This window comes from bacterium (assembly GCA_040754625.1).
In the GTDB taxonomy this organism is placed as follows: Bacteria; JACRDZ01; JAQUKH01; order JAQUKH01; family JAQUKH01; genus JAQUKH01.
Genome location: JBFMCF010000049.1, coordinates 14,886 through 34,927, shown reverse-complemented (window position 1 = coordinate 34,927; position 20,042 = coordinate 14,886). Strand labels below are relative to the sequence as shown.

Genomic DNA, 20,042 nt, shown 5'->3' with positions numbered 1-20,042 from the left:
TCCACAATATGATGATTATTATACCTCAAAATTTTCTTAAAAACAGGGGGGAGCATTTAAAAAGTTGATTTTTATCGATAATGATAAGGAATTTTAATAAAATGTCAAAGAGATTTTTGACATTACGGGAGAAAGGGGGGAGGGGTTAAAATGATTTCAAATGACTTGAATTTATTTTTGATTTTCATAAGCGCGTGTATAGTCAACAACATATTGCTTATCAGATTTATAGCGCTTTGCTCTTTTTTCGGCTTATCCAACCAGATTGAAACATCAATCGGCATGGGCATGGCGGTAATTTTCGTAATGGTCATGAGTTCGTCCGTCACATGGATATTTTATAATTATCTTCTGGTTCCTTTTAATATTACGTTTCTGCGGACAGCGGTTTTTATACTGGTTATCGCTACACTGGTCCAGCTGGAAGAAATGTATATCCACAAGAATTTGCCCGCGTTATACAAAAGTCTTGGGATATATCTTCCTTTGATTACGACTAACTGCGCCATCCTCGCGGCCGCTTTTCTGGGAATTGATTACAAATTAAGCTTTATTAAAAACCTCGTGTATACATTGGGCGTTTCTTCAGGCTACACATTGTCCATTGTTTTATTCTCGACTATAAGAGAGCGCATTAAAATAGCTCCTATCCCAAGATATTTCCAGGGTTATCCGATAGCGTTTATCACAGCAAGCCTTATGTCGCTTGCTTTTTTGGGGTTCAGCAGGCTGTTTGGATTGTAAAGTAAATGAAAAAGTCAAAATACAAAAGTCAAAAGTATGGTGTGCCAATTTTGAATTCTTCATTTTGAGTTTTGAATTTCTTAAAGGAGGTTTGTTTTGAATACGTTGATTGGCGCTGTTGCAGGTTTGGGAGCGATCGGCCTTTTATTTGGCCTGCTTCTTGCCATAGCTGATGAGAAGTTGAAGATCGAACTCAATCAATTGGAGGAGGAACTTTTGAAGGCCCTGCCGGGGGCCAACTGCGGGGCATGCGGCTATCCCGGGTGTTCCGGATACGCGCACGCTCTGACGCTCGGTAATTTGTCCCCTGATAAATGTATTGCCGGCGGGAATGAAACGGCGAAAAAACTGGCAAAGATACTTGGTGTGGAAGTGACCGCGAAAGAAAGAAAGACAGCTTATATCAAATGCCAGGGCGGAACAGGCAAGGCATCGGATGTTTTTATCTATGACGGATTTCCCGACTGCCAGACCGCTATTCTGGTTTCTGGCGGCCACAAGGCATGTCAATATGGTTGCCTGGGTTTTGGGACCTGCGCGAGGGTATGCCCCTTTAACGCCATTAAAATGAACCCTGAAACATGCCTCCCGGAGATAGACAGAAATCTTTGTACTTCATGCGGGATATGCGTTACAGAATGCCCCAAAAAAATAATTTCATTGGTACCTGAAAAAGCTAAAGTTGAAATAAGATGTTCATCATTTGATAAAGGCGTGGAAGTTAAGAAAAAATGCAGTATTGGCTGTATCGCCTGCCAGATCTGCGTCAAAAAGTGCCCGCAAAAAGCGATTACGGTAAAAGATAATTTAGCTGTAATCGATTATACAAAATGCAACAATTGCATGGATTGTGTCCCCGTGTGCCCCACTAAATCGATTTATACACCCGCAGAAAATACTTGACAAAAATACTTGAAAAAATAGCAAATTAGGTTAAAATATGGTACTATAAGTAAAAACTGGAAGGTAAAGTATGCGTTTTGATATATTATTTTTTAATGCGGCCTTTTTTTTATATATAATAAGCATCACTGCTAATTTTATTTTTGCGCATAATAAAAATGAAAAAATTATTTTATTCGGATATGTTTTTGTCGTTATTGGTTTTTTCTTCCATTCAGCTTCTCTCTTGAGCCGCTTTTTTATTGCCGGGCATGTTCCATTTTCGAATTTATATGAATCTCTCGTTTTTTTTGCGTGGACGCTGATAATCATTTATTTTATTTTATCCATTAAATACAGGTTTGAAATATTGGGTTCCTTTATTTTGCCGTTGGTTTTTCTTTGTTTATTATATGCCGGTCTTTCTTCCAAAGAGATAAATATTGCGCCGCCTGCTTTGGAAAGCAACTGGCTGAAATTACACGTTGCAATTTCATTTTTTGGTTATGCGACTTTCGCATTGGCTTTTTCGACAGGCCTTATGTATTTGATACAGGAACACTACTTCAAGGCAAAAAGGCCGGCACCTTTCCATAATCTCTTGCCGTCTTTGGAAATTCTGGATGAATTGAACAATCGTCTTATTTTAATAGGATTTCCTCTTTTTACTGTAAGCATAGGGCTTGGAATGTTCTGGGCGAACCAGGTCTGGGGGCATTATTGGAATTGGGCACCGCAGGTAATCGGTGCTTTAATTACATGGCTGATTTATGTGATATATCTTGTGGTACGCCACATCTTCGGATGGCGCGGGAAAAAATTGGCGTATCTTTCTATAATTGGTTTTTGGACGGCAATTTTTACTTATCTGGGGATTAAAGGGCTGCATTATTTTTGATACCTGATAACAGAGCACGAGACGGAGTAAAAATGGAAATATTGGTTATGGGGTTGAATCATAAAACCGCCCCTGTTGAATTAAGAGAAAAATTTTCTTTTTCCGAAGAGAAAATTAAAGAATCTCTGATTGAATTAAAAAAAAGTTCTGAAATCAAAGAAATTTTGATTCTTTCTACCTGTAACAGGTTTGAGATTTATTCTCTTGTCCGCGATTTCAATAAAGGGGTTAAAATAATAGAAGATTTTCTTGATAAAAACCAGGGCGCGGACAGGAAACCATTTATTCAGCATCTTTATACTTATCAAAATGAAGATGCGGTTAATCAGCTTTTTCGTGTTGTTTCAAGCCTGGATTCCATGATTGTCGGCGAACCCCAGATTATGGGGCAGGTAAAAACTGCTTTTGAATATGCTGTCCAGGCAGGGACTAACAGTATTGTGTTTAATACTCTTTTTAAAAAAGCCAGCGAAGTGGGGAAAAGAGCGCGGAATGAGACAGATATAGCAAAAAACGCTGTTTCAATAAGTTTCGCGGCAGTAGAGCTTGCTAAAAAGATATTCGGGGACATTGCCGGGAAAACCGCTTTAGTAATAGGCGCGGGAGAAATGAGTGAATTGACCCTGAGGCACCTGTGTGGAAATGGTATTTCAAAAGTAATTATCGGTAACCGTACTTATGAAAAGGCGGAAGAACTTGCAAGGCAGTTCCAGGCTCAGCCTGTTACATTTGAAGAATGTTTCCGCGAAATGCTCAATGTTGATATTGTTATAAGTTCAACCGGCTCGCCGCACTGCATTATTACTAAAGATTTTGTCGCAAGGCTTATTAAAGAAAGAAGGCATAAGCCGATTTTTTTTATTGATATTGCTGTCCCGCGGGACATCGAGGCCGGGGTTAATGATATAGATAATGTGTATCTTTATGATATTGATGACTTAAAGGTGGTTGTTGAATCAAATCTCAAGGAGAGGGCGAAAGAAATACCGAAAGTAGAGGCGATTATTGATAAAGAGAAACATAATTTTTTTATGTGGTTCAACAGCCTGGAGGCAGTTCCTACTATTGTTTCATTCAAGGATATGGTTGAGGATATCAGGAAAAACGAGCTGGAAAAGGTCATTAACAAGTTTGGTAATATGAATGAAAAGGACAAGAATTTAATCGAGGCCCTGACGGTTGGCATTACAAACAAAATTTTACATCTTCCGATTACACAATTAAAAAAGGCGGCACAAGAGGACAGCGGGTATATTTATGTCGATGCCTTGCGCTATCTTTTTGGCCTGGAAAACAAGGATGCGAAATAGTAATTGCGGGTTTTAAAGGAGACAAATGTCAAAAAAGAAAATAATAATCGGCAGCCGCGGAAGCAGGCTGGCATTATGGCAGACAGAATTTGTAATTTCTAAAATCGGGGCGGACAGCCCGGATATTGAAATAGAAATAAAAAAAATAAAAACTACCGGTGATAAAATTTTAGATGTGGCACTCGCGAAAGTAGGCGACAAAGGGCTTTTTGTAAAAGAGATAGAAGAAGCGCTCCTTCGCAAAGAGATAGATTTGGCGGTCCACAGCATGAAAGATGTACCGACAAATCTTCCTCCGGGTCTTTGTATAGGCGTGATCCTGCAGAGGGAAGATAACCATGATGTTTTTATTTCGGATTCTTATAATAAAATAGAAGAACTCCCGTTAAACGGTTCCATAGGAACAAGCAGTTTACGCCGGATTGCCCAGCTCATGTCCGTCCGCCCGGATTTAAAATTTAAGGATTTACGCGGGAACATCCAGACCAGGTTGAAGAAAATGAAAGAATTAAATTTAGATGGTATTATTTTGGCGGCGGCCGGCGTGAAACGGCTGGGATACCATGAAAGTATCCGCCAGGTTATCCCGTATGATTTGATTTTGCCCGCGGTAGGGCAGGGGTCGATTGGTATTGAGATAAGAAGCGATGATGTAAAAATAAAGAAAATAATCGGGGGACTAAACCACGAAGAATCTTACTGGTCTATTATGGCTGAGCGGGCCATGCTTCGCCGGCTTGAGGGCGGATGCCAGGTTCCCATTGGTTCATGGGGCAGGATAGAAAAAGGCAGGCTTGTTTTGAACGGAGTTATCGCAAGCCTTGACGGTAAAAGGTTATATAAGGCCGGGTTGGACAGCGAAATAAAAGACGCGGAAAAAACAGGAATAAAACTGGCTGAAAATTTATTGTCCCAGGGCGGGGATAAGATTTTAGAAGAAATTTACAGGCCGTAACTTGTGAAAAGTAAAACGTAAATAGACTATTTGAACAATTCACGATTTACAATTTACGTTTCACGAAAAAAAATGGATAAAAAAGGTAAAATTTATTTTATAGAGGTGCCGTCCAGCAGTGCCAGGTTAATGCCATCAAAGGGATTGGAGATTCTTTCTGATGCAGATATTGTTATTTATAACAGCGGTATTGATGAAGATGTAATTTCAGTTAATAAAAAAGAGAGAATTTTGAATGAAGATTATGATAAAATAAAAAACTTGATTTTAAATAAAGTAAAAGAAGGTAAAATTATTGTTTACCTGAAAAGCGGGGATTTATTTATTGCCTGTAAACAAAACAGCGAAATAGAAAATTTAATTTCATTAGACGTGCCTTTTGAGTTTATTCCCTGTTTTCCGGAATTATTGACTTCAATTTATGCCGGAATCCCTCTGCTTCATAGTGAATTTGGATTAAATTTCGCATTTGTCTGTATTACGGAAGAAAATGGGATTAAAATACCAAAGGATGCTGCTACATTGGTTATTTATCACGGTATTAATAATTTTAATATGGTCATGGAAAAGGTATTAAGTTCCGGTTATAAAGAAAATACGCCCGCGGCAGTCATTAAAAAAGGCGGGAGTAACAGCCAGGAGGTCATTACAGGAAATCTCGGGAACATAACCGGCAGGGTTTTGGAAAAAAAGATTAACCCCCCGTTTTTAGTTATTGCCGGGGAGGTAGTGGGGTTGAGAGACAAATGGCGCTGGTTCGATAACAGGCCGCTGTTTGGCAGGAATATAATAGTAACGCGCAGCCAGCAGCAGGCAGGCGAATTTTCCAGGTTATTGGAAGATGAAGGTGCGAGGGTAATAGAATTTCCCACTATTGAAATTGTTCCGGCGTTGAATTACGAAGATTTGGATAAAGCGCTTGATGAGATAGAAAAATATCACTGGATTATTTTTACAAGTTCCAACGGGGTAAAATATTTTTTTGAGCGGGTAAATAAAAAAGGTTATGACCTGCGCTTGTTAAAAGGAATAAAAATTTGTGCGATAGGGCCCGGTACCGCAAAAGCAATAGAAAATTTAGGGATAAAAACAGATTTTATTCCTAAAGAATTCAGGGCGGAAGGCATAGTTGAGGGATTTTTGAAAGAAGAAATTAAGGGCAAAAATATTCTTATTCCACGTGCCGAGGTCGCGAGAGAAATTTTACCTGAAAGGCTTGAAGAAATGGGGGCGAACGTTAATGTGGCAACCGCGTATAGAACAGTCAAAGTAGATTCAGGTTTAAATAAAATAAAACCGCTCCTTGAAGAGAAAGAGATTGATGTTATTACTTTTACGAGCTTCTCGACAGCGGATAATTTTATAAGCCTTTTCCCGCAGGATGAACTAAAAGATTTAATGCGCGGCGTTAATATCGCGAGCATAGGGCCGATTACCTCAAACCGGATTGAAAAGGCGGGATTAAAAGTTAAAATATCGCCTTCAGAATATACCCTTGAAAAATTATTGGATGAAATTGTGGGATATTATGAAAAGAGGAAAAATTAACAAAAATGAAATGGTTTAAATTGGTCCCTGTATTTTTTACCGCCGTGGTATGTTTGTATAAAATTAATATTTCTCGCGGAGCGGAAATTTATAATTGCATAGAGCTCGATAAATCATCGGTCCCAAGCGATGTAGTTATCGGAAAGGACGGCTGGATTTATGTTACTGACAGCCTGGACGGGAAAATAAACGTGTTTACTAAAGAAGGTAAATTGAATTTTAATTTTGGCAAAAAAGGGACCGGAAGGGGTGAGTTTATCCTGCCCTGGGCGGTTGGCGTGGATTCAGAAAAGTTTATTTATGTGACGGACATCGGACAGCACCAGATTCAAATTTTTACCCCGCGCGGAAACTGGAAAGGCCAATTCGGGGGGCTCGGGGAGGGACAGGGCAAATTTAATATGCCTTTTGACCTGGATTTTGGAAAAACCGGGATTCTTTTTATACTGGACACAGGGAACAGCCAGCTCCAGCTTATTAAAGGAAATTTTTTAAAACAATTTGGCCGGGAGGGTATAGCCAATGGGGAATTCAGGAACCCTACAGCAATAGCCATTACAGAAAAAGGCAAGGTTTATGTAGTGGATACCGGCAATAACCGTGTCCAGGTATTTAATACAAGGGGGGATTATATTAATAAATTCGGAAGGCCGGGAGATGAACCGGGTTCCTTTTTTAAACCGCAGGGGATAGCGATTGACAGTAATGACAGAATTTTTATAAGTGACACGGGGAATAACAGGATACAATGTTTTGATGAAGAAGGCAATGTGATTTTTGTATTTGGGAAAAAGGGAAAAGACAGGGGTGAATTCGATGAACCGATGAAAATTTTTATTGATAAAAATGACAGGCTTTATGTGGTGGATTCAAAAAATACGAGGATCCAGATTTTTAGTGATGTTATTTATCAATACGCGTCTTGCGATATGTGCCATAAAGAAGATACCAAAAAAGCGGTGAGTATTCATTCTGTTTACAAAGAATGCCTGGTTTGTCATTTAAGCCATGGAAAAAACCCGGCGTTAAATTTGAAAAAACCAATAAGTGAACTCTGTAAAGACTGCCATAAAACAGATGATGCTGATTTTAATTCAAAACATGTTAAATATTCCGTCGACAAGATGAATTGCGTTGACTGCCATGATTCTCATTATTCAAATGACAAAAAATTATTGCGCGGGCATAAACCTGTTGTCCAGGGGAAATGCAATTCCTGCCATCTTATTGACAAAACAGGGTTTAAACTGATTGAAGATGTTAAAACGCTTTGTTATGTCTGCCATACAATCCAGCTTAATAAAAAACATTCCGGTTTGGGAAAAGAAAATTCTTGTGAACTTTGCCATAAATCACACGGGTCATCTTATAAATTCCTTCTCCAGAGAGACGTTGAATCTATTTGTTCAAATGATAGCTGTCATAATGGGCCGGCTATTGAAAAACATTCCCATCCATACAAGGATATTTACCCGAGCAATAAGGTCAAAATTCCGTCTAATTTAAGAACGGCCAAGGGCGGCAAGATACTTTGCCTTACATGCCATGATTCACATAGCTCGCAGCATAAATCAATATTAATTACTTCAAAAGGCGAGTTGTGTATAAAATGCCATGGTGGATTTGACTGAAAATAAAAAAGTTTAATCCGTTTAAACAGTTTAAACATTTGAACCGTTTGAACGGCTTGAACAATTTTCCCAGGGAGGTTATTATGTATTTTCCGATTTCAAGATTGAGAAGAACGAGACAAAATGAAAACTTCAGAAAAATGGTTAAAGAGACTTATTTATCCGCTGATAAATTTATTTTTCCGATTTTTGTCGCGGAAGGGAATAAAATAAAAAGAGAAATCAGTTCATTGCCCGGCCAGTATCATTTTTCCATTGATATGTTAAATAAGGAAGTCGAAGGTGTCAGGGCATTGGGTATTCCCGCGATACTTTTATTCGGTATACCGGATAAAAAAGACGATACCGGAAGCGGGGCTTATGATAATAATGGTATTGTCCAGGAAGCGGTGCGTTTAATAAAAAAGAAAATCCCGGAAATAATTGTTGTGACCGATGTTTGTCTTTGTGAATATACTTCGCATGGACATTGCGGACTTATAAGAAGGCATAAGGCGGAAGGCGGAAAGCAGAGAGAAAATTATGAAGTGGATAATGATGCATCGCTGGAGCTTATTGCTAAAACCGCTCTTTCCCACGCGGAGGCGGGCGCAGACATGGTAGCGCCGTCCGATATGATGGATGGCCGGATAGGCGCCATAAGGTCGGTTCTTGACGATAATGGATTCAGCGGCACCCCTGTTATGTCGTATTCTGTCAAGTATGCTTCGGCTTTTTACGGGCCGTTTAGGGAGGCCGCGCATTCAACACCGCAGTTTGGAGACCGCCGAGGCTATCAAATGGATCCTTCTAATTCCCAGGAGGCGTTAAGAGAAGTGATGCAGGATTTAGATGAAGGCGCGGATATTATAATGGTAAAACCCGCTCTTTCTTATCTTGATATTATAAAAAAAGTAAAATCGGATTTTGATATCCCGGTTGCCGCGTATAATGTAAGCGGTGAATATGCAATGGTAAAAGCGGCCTCCATGAAAGGCTGGATTGACGAAAAAAAGATAACTTTAGAGATTCTTACAAGTATTAAAAGGGCCGGGGCGGATATTATTATTACGTATCACGCCAAGGATGCAGCAAAATGGCTGAGAGAAGATAAATAGTTTAAACCGTTTGAACCGTTTAAACCGTTTAAACCGTTTGAACTGTTTGAACTGTTTGAACCGTTTGAACTGTTTGAACAAATTTTTACAGGAGTAATTAATGAAAAATTTTTTAAGCAGTGAACTTAGACTAATCGCCTGGGAATGGACTTCGGCCTGTAATTTGGGATGCTTGCATTGCAGGGCCTCTGCGACATCTTCTCCGGCGAATGGAGAAATTACATTAGACGAAGGTAAAAAGCTTATTGATGATGTTGTAACGTTTGCTAAACCCGTGATAATTTTAAGCGGCGGGGAGCCTCTTATGAGGTTTGACGAGATATGCGAATTAAGCAGATATTCAACAGAAAAAGGACTGAGAGTGGTCCTGGCTTCAAATGGTACTCTGTTTAGCCCTGAACGGATAAAAAAATTAATAGCCTCAGGCATTCAAAGGGTCAGTGTTAGTTTAGACGGTTCAAATGAAGCATCCCATGATTCTTTTCGCGGTTTAAAGGGCGCTTTCCGGGAGGCGTTAAAAGGCATAAGCGAGTTAAAAAAGGCCGGTTTATCTTTTCAGATAAATACAACAATTACAAGGCGCAATAAAGATGAAATACAAAAAATAGCTGCTCTTGTAAAAGAGTTAGGCGCCGCCGCGTTGCATATTTTTCTTCTTGTCCCCACAGGCCGGGGTAAACAGATTGAAGGCGATGAAATTTCGCCGCAGGAATATGAAGATATACTGGACTGGTTTTATAAAGAGAGTAAAAATGTAAATATAAATTTGAAAGCTACCTGTGCCCCTCATTATTTCAGGATTATGCGCCAGCGCGCTAAGGAAGAAGGAAAACAGGTCACAGTTCAGACCCATGGTTTTGAAGCGATGACAAGAGGGTGTTTGGGCGGTGTAGGTTTTTGTTTTATATCATCGCAGGGTGATGTCCAGCCCTGTGGTTATCTGCCTGTGACTGCCGGTAACATAAGAAAGGAAAAATTTTCCAGGATATGGCAAAATAGTAAATTGTTTACTGATCTGCGTGACCTGAGTAAACTCAAAGGGAAATGTGGAATTTGTGAATATAAAGTTTTCTGCGGAGGGTGCCGCGCAAGGGCCTATGCCAGGGATAATGATTATATGAGCGAGGAGCCGTATTGTATTTATAAACCAAAAGTTAAAAAATAATTCAAACTGTTTAAACCGTTTAAACTGATTGAACGGTTTGAACAGCTTAATATGGGAGATAAAATGGGTGAAAAATCACAAAAACTATTTGAAGAAGCAAAGAAATATATTCCAGGAGGTGTGAACAGCCCTGTCCGGGCGTTTAAATCGGTAGGCGGTGGACCTCTTTTTATAGATCACGGCAGGGGTTCAAAAATTTACGATGTCGATGGGAAAGAATATATTGATTATGTGCTCTCATGGGGGCCGCTGATTTTAGGGCATATTCCCGCTAAGGTAATCAAGCCGTTGAAGGAAGCAATGAAAAAAGGGACAAGTTTCGGCGCGCCGACTGAGTATGAAATTGAACTTGCGAAATTAGTTACAAACGCGTTCCCATCATGTGAAATGGTGCGTATGGTAAATTCAGGGACAGAAGCCACTATGAGCGCAATCAGGGTTGCGAGAGGATACACCGGACGTGATAAAATTATAAAATTTGCAGGATGTTATCACGGCCACGCGGATAGTTTATTGGTTAAAGCGGGTTCGGGGGCCACTACTTTGGGTGTCCCTGACAGCCCCGGTGTTCCTTACGATACAGCCAGGTATACTATTAACCTTAATTATAATAAGTTAGACGAGGTTGAAGATGTAATCAGAAGAGACGGCCATGAAATTGCCTGTTTAATTTTAGAACCGGTGGCAGGGAATATGGGTGTTATTCCCCCGGAAAAGGGATTTTTAGAGGGTATCAGGAAACTCACAAAGGAGTATGGAATAGTTCTGGTATTCGATGAAGTTATGACAGGATTCAGGGTAAGTTATGGCGGGGCGCAGGAATTATACGGGATTAAACCGGATTTAACGACCCTTGGAAAGGTTATCGGAGGGGGGCTGCCTGTAGGAGCTTACGGAGGAAGGAGAGAAATAATGGAAAAAGTCTCGCCGAGCGGCCCGATATACCAGGCAGGAACTTTATCGGGAAATCCGCTGGCCATGGTAGCCGGGATAGAGACTTTAAAAATATTGTCAAATAAAAATATTTACAAAAAACTCGAGAGACTCGGTAAAAGGCTTTCTAAAGGGATAGAAAAAGCGGCCAGAAGCGCAGGAGTTGATATTTATACAGCCAGGGTCGGTTCCATGCTTTGCGCTTTTTTTACAAATACAAAAGTTACAAATTATGAAGAGGCAAAAAAATCAGACACCGGTAAATTCGCTTTGTTTTTTCAAGAGATGATAAAACGGAATATTTATCTGGCCCCGTCCCAGTTCGAGGCCTTATTTTTATCAAATGCCCATAGTATAAAAGACGTTGATATGACTATTCAGGCCGCGGAAGAAACGTTTAGGATAATAAAACAGAAAAATTAACTGGATATACAAAGAGGAGAAATTAAATGAGAAAAAAATTTTTATCAGCCGCCTTACCGATTTTATTGCTTTTTTCGGTCAATTGCCAGAATAAAGAAAAGATTTCCGGTAAAAAAGCAGAAGGACATGACGAAATGGACGAGCAGAGAATCCGCGAATATGAAAGAATATTGCAAAATAACCCAAAAGATCTGGAAATTTTGACCGCACTTGGAAATATCTATTATGATATTGGTAAATGGGACAAAGCGGTTGAAAACTATTTAAAGGTGCTGCTTATTGATTCAACAAATGTTGATGTCCGGACGGACATGGGAACGGCCTACAAGCAGATGGGATTGTATGATTTAGCTGAGAGGGAGTTTAAAAAAGGTATAGCGATAAATCCAAAGCACGCCAAGGCCCATTATAATCTGGGTGTGGTTTACTATGAACAGGGAAAATACAAAGAAACTTTAGCTGAATGGGAGAAAAACTATAGCCTGGAACAGGACCCTCAATTTAAAGAAATTGCCAGGCAGAATATTGAACACTTAAAACAAACAATGAATATTAGTGAAACACCACGTTAAAATAAATGAGGGGCCGGAAAAAGACCCCGACTGCTCAAATAAATAAAAAAAGGGAGAATTTATCTCCCTTTTTTTATTATTGCATTTATTCTATTTTTTCCTTGATTTTGCTTCAGTCGGCCTGCTTTCTATTCCGCTGGTATAAAAATTCCCGACAGTTTCATATTTAATAAACACGCTGGTCATCTGGAAGAAATAAGTGGTCCCCACTACTGTAGCGGTTGTATCAGTATAAGTATTAACTAAACCTACGGAAGCTGTTAAACTGTAATTATAACCTCCGTCTTTTGAACTATAAATATTATAACCTGATAAAGTCAGGTCCGTTATATTTGCAGGTGTCAGCCATGTTAATTTTATCCCTGTAGCGTCGTCTGTGAGCTGAAGATTAGTAGGGGAATTTGCTAAATAAGTATCGACTATTTGTCCGGTACTGTCAAAAGGATAACTCAGAGGATTCTGAACAACATCTTTATCGTCTTTCCCGCACCCGGAAAAAATAACTATTCCTATTAAACAAAAGGTAATAACGGATGATTTCCCTTTTCTACAAAAACCTAGAAAATTTTTCATTCTTAAATCCCCCTACGTTTTTAATATTTATTAAATTATTTTGCCCAAGAAATTGGAGGCGCTTCAGTAATAATGCCGTCCCTGATAGTGATATCACCAACACTTCCAGTTTTACCTGCATTAATGTAATCAAATGCAAGTATTTTAATTTTCTTTTCTTTTGCAGCACTGCCTGTTCTGAATCTTAATGTCAGGCTGTAATAACCCTCTTCATTGGTACGGGTCTGTTCAGTTCCCGAATCTGTTTTTATATAAGCTCCGGGAACACCTTCGAAAACAGTGCCGCCAAGCGATGTAGTGCTTCTTGTTACCCTTCCAACTACAGTAGCTGTTCCCCAACTGAGTTCGCTTAACGGGTTACTAAGCGAACAGCCGGCAAAAAAGATTGCAACAAGAAACGTCAGCAGTAACTTTCTTTTCTTCATTAAGCCTTCCCTCCCTTAATTGGCTAACTTTCTTTTGTTTTTTATAAGTCGGAATAGAAATTATAACACTGGGTTTTTTATTTTGTCAAGAGTAAAATTATTTTTTTTGTGAAAGGATTTTTTTCTTGACAGTTTGATATGTTTTTTTATATAATTAGTCTTCCTTCGATAAATTATTAAAATTTTATTTATAAAATAAGTTATAATGATTCAAAAAAAGGAGCAGCAAAATGAGGAAAAATTTTTTTGCACTGGTAACAGGTGTTTTTTTATTTGTTCTAAGTTTGACTCTAAAAAGCTACGCAGTTGTTTCCTCCAATATCGAAATTCTTATTCCCAACACTAATGTAATTTATGAATATGAAGAGGTGCGCATTGTCGGTTTAGTCCATGACGCGTCGGTAACCCAGGTTAACATATTAGTTAATGATTCACCGGTAAAGTTAGCTGATGTTATAAAAGGAACGTTTCTCGGCGCAGTAACCCTGAAAGACGGAATGAATGAAATAAAAGTTGTCGCAAAAGACAAGGATATAGGGGCGTCCGCCGTAAAAATTTTTTATAAAAAAGATACAACGGTAATCCCGGATTTTGTCCAGAGGGATTTTAAAAAGTTCTATGGACATAAACCGATTAAAGGCCGCGCTGAATTGTGCAATGACTGCCATGATTTATCGGAAAGCAAAGGTGTTTATCCGGGAAGATTGTTAAGAGGTGCGATCTCCTGCGTGAATCCGGAAGAAGGCTGTCATACAGATAAAAGTGTTAACGCTTATGTTTACAGCCATGGCCCGGTAGGTGACGGCGCCTGTATAGGTTGTCACAGCCCGCACGGAACATTCAGTAAATTTTCTCTTGTAGTAACAGGAAGCGCCTTATGCTATAGATGCCATACCGACAAAGAAATGGATTTTGCACAGCAGTTTGTCCATGGGCCGGTTGGCGGCGGAGACTGTAATGCATGCCATGACCCTCACGGAGGGGCACAGGAATTTCAATTAAGAGGTTTGGGAGCGGAATTATGTTATATGTGCCATAAAAGAAATAAAGCCAATATGAAATTTGTTCATGGCCCTGTAGCCGCCGGTGACTGTAACGTATGTCATAACCCGCATGCCGCCCCGTATAAATTCCAATTGGAAAAGCCGCCTGCGGAGATTTGTTTTGTATGCCATGAAGCCAAGGCTAAAGACATGCAAAAAGAATTTGTGCATAAACCCGTGGCTGAAAGAAAATGCGGCGATTGCCATGATCCGCATACATCTGATTTCAAATATCAGCTAAAAGATGAGGGTGCAGGTTTATGTTATATGTGCCACAAAGAGAAAAAAGCGCGATTTGCAGAGGTGGCGGAAAAACATCCTCCTGTGGCTGAAGGGCAGTGCAGCAAGTGCCATGATGCCCATGCCGCGGATACCAAATACCAGCTTTTGAGGGAAGGCGAAAAATTATGCTTTATGTGTCACCAGGATAAAGAAAGCGAGTTTAATAAACCTTCCAAGCACGGCCCGGTCAAACAGGGAGATTGTGTGGCGTGTCATAATCCGCATGGTTCAGCTTTCACAAAGATATTGCAGAAAGATTTTCCAAAACCGTTTTATGACGCGTTTGAAGAAAGTAAATATGATTTATGTTTTGGGTGCCATAAGAAAACAGTCGTTTTGGATCCGTTTACCGCGACGCTGACTGATTTCCGGAACGGGAAAAAGAACATGCATTATGTTCATGTTAACAAGAAAAAAGGGCGGACCTGCCGCGCATGCCACGAGGTCCATGCTTCTACCCAGGAAAAACATATTCGCCTGGAAGTGCCTTTCAGCCCATATTGGAATTATAAAGTGGAATTTACAAAAACACCAACAGGCGGAAGGTGTGTGGTTGGCTGTCATAAGCCGAGAGACTATGATCGTGAAAATCCTGTGCCGGAAGAAGAGTGGTATTAGATTTAAATAACAGTTTGAACAGTTTAAACGGTTCAAACCGTTTGAACGGTTTAATATCAGGAGATACAATGGAAAAAAATAAAAAAGCATTTTATTGCCTCTGCATACTGGTAATTTGTATATTTGTTTCTTTCTCTCTTGTGTCTCCTGTTCACGCTATTAACTCCGCTTATGCCATTCAGAATATAAAGGTTGGAGATGAGGCTTTGGATTTCAGTTTGAATAACCTTAAAGGCGGAAATGTTTCGCTGACTGATTATAAGGGAAAAAACGCCACGGCAGTTTGTTTTTGGAATTTGACTACAAAAGACAGTGTGAAGGAATTGGATATACTGGCCCAGCTTTATAACTGGTACCACCAGGAAAACGGTTTGGAGGTATTAGGTGTTTTTACCCCTTCGGAACCGCGCGATATAAGTGAAACTGAAATCGCGGACATAAATAAACTGCTTGATGAAAAAAAATATCCTTTTAATATTCTTTTGGATAATAACCAAACTGTTTATAAATTATATGGAATTATCTCTTTCCCTTCACTTGTGGTTATCAATAAAGAAGGCAGGGTTGATTACCTGATGCCCATGTGGAGCCCTTTAAAAGGCGAAGATAATGTAAAAGATAATGTAAAAAAAGCGCTGGGCCTTGAAGTGGCAAAAGTCCACGAATCAAAACAGATGTCTATGGTGAAAAGGACCTATAAGCCGAATAAGGACGCCGCGATGGAAATGAATTTAGCAGAGAAGTTTTTACAGGACGGCGAATATGACAGTGCCGTCCCAAAACTGAAAAAGGCCGCAGAGGCTGACCCGAATTATGTTAAACCCCATATTATGCTCGCCGGTATTTATGATAAACAGGGGAATATGGAAGAGGCTTTGATTGAATACACGCAAGCCATATCGATTAATCCTGATGAAATTCAGCCCCATATTGATTTTGGATTTTTTAATTTAAAAAAGGATTTAACTGATGACGCCCTTGCTGAGTTTAAAAAGGCATTGGAATTGGATGCCGAATCGGGCGATGCGCATTATGGATTAGGTATGATTTACAGAAAGAAGGGACAGAAAGAGGAAGCAAAAGCCGAGTTTAAAAAAACAATCGGTATATTTGCGGAAGTCGGCAAGGATTTATTCGCTGGGATGAAGAAAAAGCGGGAAGTCCACCCTAATCTTGCAAATGCTTATAACGATTTAGGCGAGATTTTATTGGAAGAAGGGAAAAAAGAAGAGGCGCTGGCAGAACTAAAAAAGGCAAGCGAAGAATACAGGGGAATAATCGAAAAATTACAAAAAAGGACTAAATAGAGAGGAATTGACGGCAAGATGAAAATTGAAAAATTTTTTATTGGATTTGTATTTTGTGTTTTTTTATATGGCAATAATGTCCGGGGTAAAAACCTGGATATTATTTCTCCAGGGAGTGAAAATATTGAGGTTGAACAGGAATATTTTCCTGTAATAGGCAAATACAATGGCAATGATAAAGAATTAAAGTTAACGGTTAATAATTCTTCAGTTAACACAGTTAAACTTGAAAAAGGGAATATTTTTACAGATAAGATTAAACTTAATGCCGGGTTGAATGAGCTGAAAATTACAAATGGAGCGGATGTCCGGACAATAAATATCTTTTATGAAACTGATAATAAAAACGGACAGCAAAACTATAAAAAATATTTTTTGCACGCGCCGATATTGGACAATGAATGTTCTGAATGCCATACCAAGGAGGCAAAAGAAAATTTTCCCGCAGTTGACCAGTCAAAAGTGGTTTGCTTTAATTGCCATGATAGTTTTGAAAAAGATAAATTTATTCATGGCCCCATAGCTTCAGGTTCATGCCAGGCCTGCCATGAACCCCATGGTTCAACAGAAAACAAATTTTTACGTGAAAATAAAAATAAAATATGTTACATGTGCCATGAAGAAGAATCAATAAAAAAGGAACATCTTGTTAATTTAAAAGATAACAGGGAAGAATGCAGTTTTTGCCATAATCCCCACAGCGGAAAAGACAAATTTTTTCTTAAAGAAACCAAAAAATAATAATGAAAAAAAATATATTGTTGTGTCTGTTTGCTTCAGGTTTTTTTTTATTAACATGGGGAAAAAAAATAAAGGCTGACATTGCTGTTTACTCGCCCGAAGATAAAATTTATATATTTACAAGAACGATTTTTATTGTCGGGAAAACAGACGCAAAAAAACTGGTTTATTATGTTAACGGGGAAAAAGGCCTTTACACGGAACCGCGGGAAGGAAATTTTCATTTCCTGGTGAATTTAAATAACGGGTTGAATAAGATTGAGATAAGTGATGCTGAAGAGAAGGAAAAAATAAAATTAGAAGTTTTTAGCTTAAAAAATTACAAATTTTTTATTCTAAAAACCTATGATTCAACAGGGCCCGCCGGATTTAACAAATATATTTTCCACACAGGCAAAAAAGACAGCCTTTGCACGGATTGCCACGCGATGAATCCCATGAAAGCGGATAAAAAGATGTGTTATAGTTTATGTCATAAAAATGACATAACAAAATGGGGTTATATGCACGGTCCCGCGGGGGAGGGGGCGTGTCTTGCATGCCATGATCCCGAGGGAACTAACAGCGGTTATAAGGTTGTTGTTGACGGCGGGGGGCAGATTTGCATGACATGCCATGAAGGAATAGGTTCGATGAAAAAAAATGTTCATACAGCGGTTAAAAAGCAATTTTGCATGGGATGTCACAGCCCTCACGGGACAACCAACGATTTTGTTTTATGGGAGGACGGGAAGGCGAATATGTGTTATTTGTGTCACAGAGATAAAAAAATTAAATGGAAGACGGTAAAAGATGAAAATGGCAATGAAAGTTTAATTGCAAACGGAGATATATCGTTTTCTCACAAGGCTATTACAGACGGGGATTGTCTCGGGTGCCATCATCCGCATGAATCCGATAATCCCTATAACCTTCGACACCCGGCAGGGAAATTATGCATAGAAACGGAGTGCCATACTCCAATCAGCGATAAATTATCCAAACATGAACATCCTTACGATTTACAGCCGACAAAGGGTTCGCCGGTAGCGATCGGGAAGGATATTTTTATTGATGACAAAGGGAATATAGTTTGCTACAGTTGTCATAATCCGCATGGGTCGGATAACCCGTTTATATTCTGGAAACCGAAAGAAAAACTTTGTCCCAGCTGTCATTCTAATATGGAAGAAAAAAAAGAATAAAATATTAAAATATTTCTTGACAAAAAACAAATATAATACTAAAATTATTTGGCTTTTACTGGAGAGGGGTTTATGATATTAAGACAGAGACTTGAAAGCGGCAAAAAAAAGAAGAGCCCTGTTATCGCGGCGGCAGCATCCTTATTTTTCCCGGGCGCGGGACAGGCATACAACAGGGAAGTTATTCGATCTTTGATAATGATTCTCCTCGCTATTAGTTTATTGACATGGTTTGTTTTCTTGCAGCAGGATTATAACCAGGCGCTGGAACAGGCCAGGGATTTGAATCTTACGGGAGAAATTGCTATGGAATACGCGAAAGCCCAGGGTGTGTCCCGTTTTCTCCCGCTTGCGCTTTATTTAGGATTATTGGTTTTCAGCGTTTACGATGCGTATATTTTTTCAGCATATATTTTAAAAAGTATGGAACCGAGGCCGGAAGGTGTGGACAGAAGGACAAGGCCAAGGGAAGATTCGGAGAGTTAAGTAACTGCGGATATTAATTTATCTGTTATTACTTGACTTTTTTTTTATTTTATAGTATAATTTTTTTAATCTGATATAAAAGAGAGGAGATTATTGATGTATCAAAATAGAAAATTTTTACTTTGGCAGATAGTAACTTTTTTTGTGTTTGTTTTTAGCGGAATTAGTTTTGCCCAGGAAACAACTCAATCGGAAGAATTGAAACTGCCGGCTGCAGAAGCGGGTGAGGATGTAAAATCAGAAGGCGCGAAAGCGGCATACAGCGCGATGGAACTGGTAAGGGACATCGGGCCTCTTAAAACACCATATAAGACAGCAATTGCCCCGGATGGGACTTTGTATATAGCGGACGGCGGTGTCAAGATCCTTATTTACGCTGAAAACGGCACATTTTTAGACCAGGTTGGTGATAAACCGGTAGTAGAGGGGGAAGAATCGATAAATTTTACCTGGCTGTTAAGTGTTGCCACTGATGACAAAGGTAATATTTACGCGGCTGATTATAAACAACCGGGTTTATTTGTAATCAGCCCCAAAGGGTCGCTGTTATTCACAATACCGATGAATACCGCTGTTCAAAAGAATTTACCCGGGGCTGGTCCGAATGCAGTTACAGTCAATAGCCGTGGCGATATTTATGTTTGTGACCAGGAAAACGGCGCGATCAGCGTGTATAATTTGAATGGTAAATATAAATATGCCATTCAAAGTTTTAAAACCAAGACCGGAGAGAAATTAAATCTGGCCAGGCCAAGCGATATGGCGGTCAACAGTAAAGATGAGGTTTATGTGACTGACGGAATAATTTACAGGGTCCACCGTTTTAACGCCAAGGGTAATTTTTTAGGCAGTTTCGGCGGACAGGGGGATGCCGCAGGGCTTTTTGTTAAAATGACGTCAATAGCGATTGACAGCAAGGACAGGGTATATATCCTGGACGGCGCGAGGTCCATTATACAGGTATTCAGCCCGACGGGCGAATTTTTATATGCGTTGAGCGATACTAATGGCGGCCCGCTGCAGGTCCCGATGGCCGCGAGGATTTCAATTGATAAAAAAACAGATTATTTATATGTATCACAGGCGCTTGGAAATGAAAAAGTTTCGATATTCAGGTATGTTGTTGCCGGGGCGGCTAAAACGCTAGCGCCCAAGAAATAATAAAAAAGGAGGTGAAATATGCAAAGATGCCTTGGTATGTGTGTTATGCTTAATTTTGTGAAAG

The 20,042-nt window shown here is 39.5% G+C and carries 19 protein-coding genes; 17 read left to right on the top strand and 2 right to left on the bottom strand.

Going from position 1 to position 20,042, the window contains the following annotated elements:
• The first annotated feature begins 150 nt into the window (after positions 1-150).
• The 11 genes from AB1498_03940 (at position 151) to AB1498_03890 (ending at position 12,158) form a co-directional block, all read left to right on the top strand.
• Positions 151-744, top strand: a complete 594-nt coding sequence (locus AB1498_03940; GenBank protein ID MEW6087431.1) for an RnfABCDGE type electron transport complex subunit A — start codon at positions 151-153, stop codon at positions 742-744.
• 96 nt (positions 745-840) lie between these two features.
• On the top strand, positions 841-1,647 hold the full coding sequence (locus tag AB1498_03935) for an RnfABCDGE type electron transport complex subunit B (protein MEW6087430.1): 807 nt from the start codon (positions 841-843) through the stop codon (positions 1,645-1,647).
• 70 nt (positions 1,648-1,717) lie between these two features.
• A complete protein-coding gene (gene ccsB / locus AB1498_03930; GenBank protein MEW6087429.1) occupies positions 1,718-2,524 on the top strand; it encodes a c-type cytochrome biogenesis protein CcsB in 807 nt (268 codons plus the stop codon).
• Positions 2,525-2,556: 32 nt separating this feature from the next.
• Positions 2,557-3,834 (top strand): glutamyl-tRNA reductase, encoded by a 1,278-nt coding sequence (hemA, locus tag AB1498_03925; protein ID MEW6087428.1) that lies wholly within the window; start codon positions 2,557-2,559, stop codon positions 3,832-3,834.
• Between the two features lie 25 nt (positions 3,835-3,859).
• Positions 3,860-4,789, top strand: a complete 930-nt coding sequence (gene hemC, locus AB1498_03920; protein ID MEW6087427.1) for a hydroxymethylbilane synthase — start codon at positions 3,860-3,862, stop codon at positions 4,787-4,789.
• Between the two features lie 72 nt (positions 4,790-4,861).
• Complete coding sequence (locus AB1498_03915; GenBank protein MEW6087426.1) at positions 4,862-6,337, top strand: uroporphyrinogen-III synthase; 1,476 nt, start codon at positions 4,862-4,864, stop codon at positions 6,335-6,337.
• A gap of 5 nt (positions 6,338-6,342) precedes the next feature.
• A complete protein-coding gene (locus tag AB1498_03910; protein ID MEW6087425.1) occupies positions 6,343-7,968 on the top strand; it encodes a cytochrome c3 family protein in 1,626 nt (541 codons plus the stop codon).
• Between the two features lie 83 nt (positions 7,969-8,051).
• Positions 8,052-9,065 carry a porphobilinogen synthase gene (gene hemB, locus AB1498_03905; protein ID MEW6087424.1) on the top strand — a complete coding sequence of 338 codons (1,014 nt, stop codon included), beginning with the start codon at positions 8,052-8,054 and terminating at the stop codon, positions 9,063-9,065.
• A gap of 100 nt (positions 9,066-9,165) precedes the next feature.
• Complete coding sequence (gene ahbD / locus AB1498_03900) at positions 9,166-10,230, top strand: heme b synthase (GenBank protein MEW6087423.1); 1,065 nt, start codon at positions 9,166-9,168, stop codon at positions 10,228-10,230.
• Between the two features lie 63 nt (positions 10,231-10,293).
• Entirely contained in the window at positions 10,294-11,586 is a 1,293-nt protein-coding gene (hemL, locus tag AB1498_03895; GenBank protein ID MEW6087422.1) for a glutamate-1-semialdehyde 2,1-aminomutase, read from the top strand.
• Between the two features lie 26 nt (positions 11,587-11,612).
• A complete protein-coding gene (locus AB1498_03890) occupies positions 11,613-12,158 on the top strand; it encodes a tetratricopeptide repeat protein (GenBank protein MEW6087421.1) in 546 nt (181 codons plus the stop codon).
• A gap of 90 nt (positions 12,159-12,248) precedes the next feature.
• Here the strand turns inward: AB1498_03890 and AB1498_03885 are convergent, their stop codons facing one another.
• Positions 12,249-12,731: a hypothetical protein gene (locus AB1498_03885; GenBank protein ID MEW6087420.1), complete on the bottom strand. Its 483-nt coding sequence runs from the start codon at positions 12,729-12,731 to the stop codon at positions 12,249-12,251.
• Between the two features lie 35 nt (positions 12,732-12,766).
• Positions 12,767-13,156, bottom strand: a complete 390-nt coding sequence (locus tag AB1498_03880; protein MEW6087419.1) for a hypothetical protein — start codon at positions 13,154-13,156, stop codon at positions 12,767-12,769.
• Positions 13,157-13,386: 230 nt separating this feature from the next.
• Here AB1498_03880 and AB1498_03875 point away from each other — a divergent pair, with 230 nt between their 5' ends.
• The 6 genes from AB1498_03875 to AB1498_03850 all read left to right on the top strand — a co-directional run bounded on the left by AB1498_03875 (position 13,387) and on the right by AB1498_03850 (position 19,978).
• On the top strand, positions 13,387-15,099 hold the full coding sequence (locus AB1498_03875) for a cytochrome c3 family protein (protein MEW6087418.1): 1,713 nt from the start codon (positions 13,387-13,389) through the stop codon (positions 15,097-15,099).
• Positions 15,090-16,406 carry a tetratricopeptide repeat protein gene (locus AB1498_03870; GenBank protein ID MEW6087417.1) on the top strand — a complete coding sequence of 439 codons (1,317 nt, stop codon included), beginning with the start codon at positions 15,090-15,092 and terminating at the stop codon, positions 16,404-16,406. The genes AB1498_03875 and AB1498_03870 overlap by 10 nt, the downstream gene beginning before the upstream one ends.
• An 18-nt stretch (positions 16,407-16,424) precedes the next feature.
• Complete coding sequence (locus AB1498_03865; GenBank protein ID MEW6087416.1) at positions 16,425-17,147, top strand: cytochrome c3 family protein; 723 nt, start codon at positions 16,425-16,427, stop codon at positions 17,145-17,147.
• Positions 17,148-17,149: 2 nt separating this feature from the next.
• Positions 17,150-18,331: a cytochrome c3 family protein gene (locus AB1498_03860; GenBank protein MEW6087415.1), complete on the top strand. Its 1,182-nt coding sequence runs from the start codon at positions 17,150-17,152 to the stop codon at positions 18,329-18,331.
• 72 nt (positions 18,332-18,403) lie between these two features.
• Complete coding sequence (locus AB1498_03855; GenBank protein ID MEW6087414.1) at positions 18,404-18,817, top strand: DUF5683 domain-containing protein; 414 nt, start codon at positions 18,404-18,406, stop codon at positions 18,815-18,817.
• Positions 18,818-18,913: 96 nt separating this feature from the next.
• Positions 18,914-19,978: an NHL repeat-containing protein gene (locus AB1498_03850; protein MEW6087413.1), complete on the top strand. Its 1,065-nt coding sequence runs from the start codon at positions 18,914-18,916 to the stop codon at positions 19,976-19,978.
• Positions 19,979-20,042 lie beyond the last annotated feature (64 nt).

Bases quoted from the DNA above. Each gene is read 5' to 3' on its own strand.
- AB1498_03890 (MEW6087421.1), top strand. From the start codon at position 11,613: ATGAGAAAAAAATTTTTATCAGCCGCCTTACCGATTTTATTGCTTTTT.
- AB1498_03910 (MEW6087425.1), top strand. From the start codon at position 6,343: ATGAAATGGTTTAAATTGGTCCCTGTATTTTTTACCGCCGTGGTATGT.
- AB1498_03860 (MEW6087415.1), top strand. From the start codon at position 17,150: ATGAAAAAAAATATATTGTTGTGTCTGTTTGCTTCAGGTTTTTTTTTA.
- AB1498_03850 (MEW6087413.1), top strand. From the start codon at position 18,914: ATGTATCAAAATAGAAAATTTTTACTTTGGCAGATAGTAACTTTTTTT.
- AB1498_03940 (MEW6087431.1), top strand. From the start codon at position 151: ATGATTTCAAATGACTTGAATTTATTTTTGATTTTCATAAGCGCGTGT.
- AB1498_03885 (MEW6087420.1), bottom strand. From the start codon at position 12,731: ATGAAAAATTTTCTAGGTTTTTGTAGAAAAGGGAAATCATCCGTTATT.
- ahbD (MEW6087423.1), top strand. From the start codon at position 9,166: ATGAAAAATTTTTTAAGCAGTGAACTTAGACTAATCGCCTGGGAATGG.
- ccsB (MEW6087429.1), top strand. From the start codon at position 1,718: ATGCGTTTTGATATATTATTTTTTAATGCGGCCTTTTTTTTATATATA.
- hemA (MEW6087428.1), top strand. From the start codon at position 2,557: ATGGAAATATTGGTTATGGGGTTGAATCATAAAACCGCCCCTGTTGAA.
- AB1498_03875 (MEW6087418.1), top strand. From the start codon at position 13,387: ATGAGGAAAAATTTTTTTGCACTGGTAACAGGTGTTTTTTTATTTGTT.
- AB1498_03880 (MEW6087419.1), bottom strand. From the start codon at position 13,156: ATGAAGAAAAGAAAGTTACTGCTGACGTTTCTTGTTGCAATCTTTTTT.
- hemC (MEW6087427.1), top strand. From the start codon at position 3,860: ATGTCAAAAAAGAAAATAATAATCGGCAGCCGCGGAAGCAGGCTGGCA.
- hemB (MEW6087424.1), top strand. From the start codon at position 8,052: ATGTATTTTCCGATTTCAAGATTGAGAAGAACGAGACAAAATGAAAAC.
- AB1498_03855 (MEW6087414.1), top strand. From the start codon at position 18,404: ATGATATTAAGACAGAGACTTGAAAGCGGCAAAAAAAAGAAGAGCCCT.
- AB1498_03865 (MEW6087416.1), top strand. From the start codon at position 16,425: ATGAAAATTGAAAAATTTTTTATTGGATTTGTATTTTGTGTTTTTTTA.
- AB1498_03915 (MEW6087426.1), top strand. From the start codon at position 4,862: ATGGATAAAAAAGGTAAAATTTATTTTATAGAGGTGCCGTCCAGCAGT.
- hemL (MEW6087422.1), top strand. From the start codon at position 10,294: ATGGGTGAAAAATCACAAAAACTATTTGAAGAAGCAAAGAAATATATT.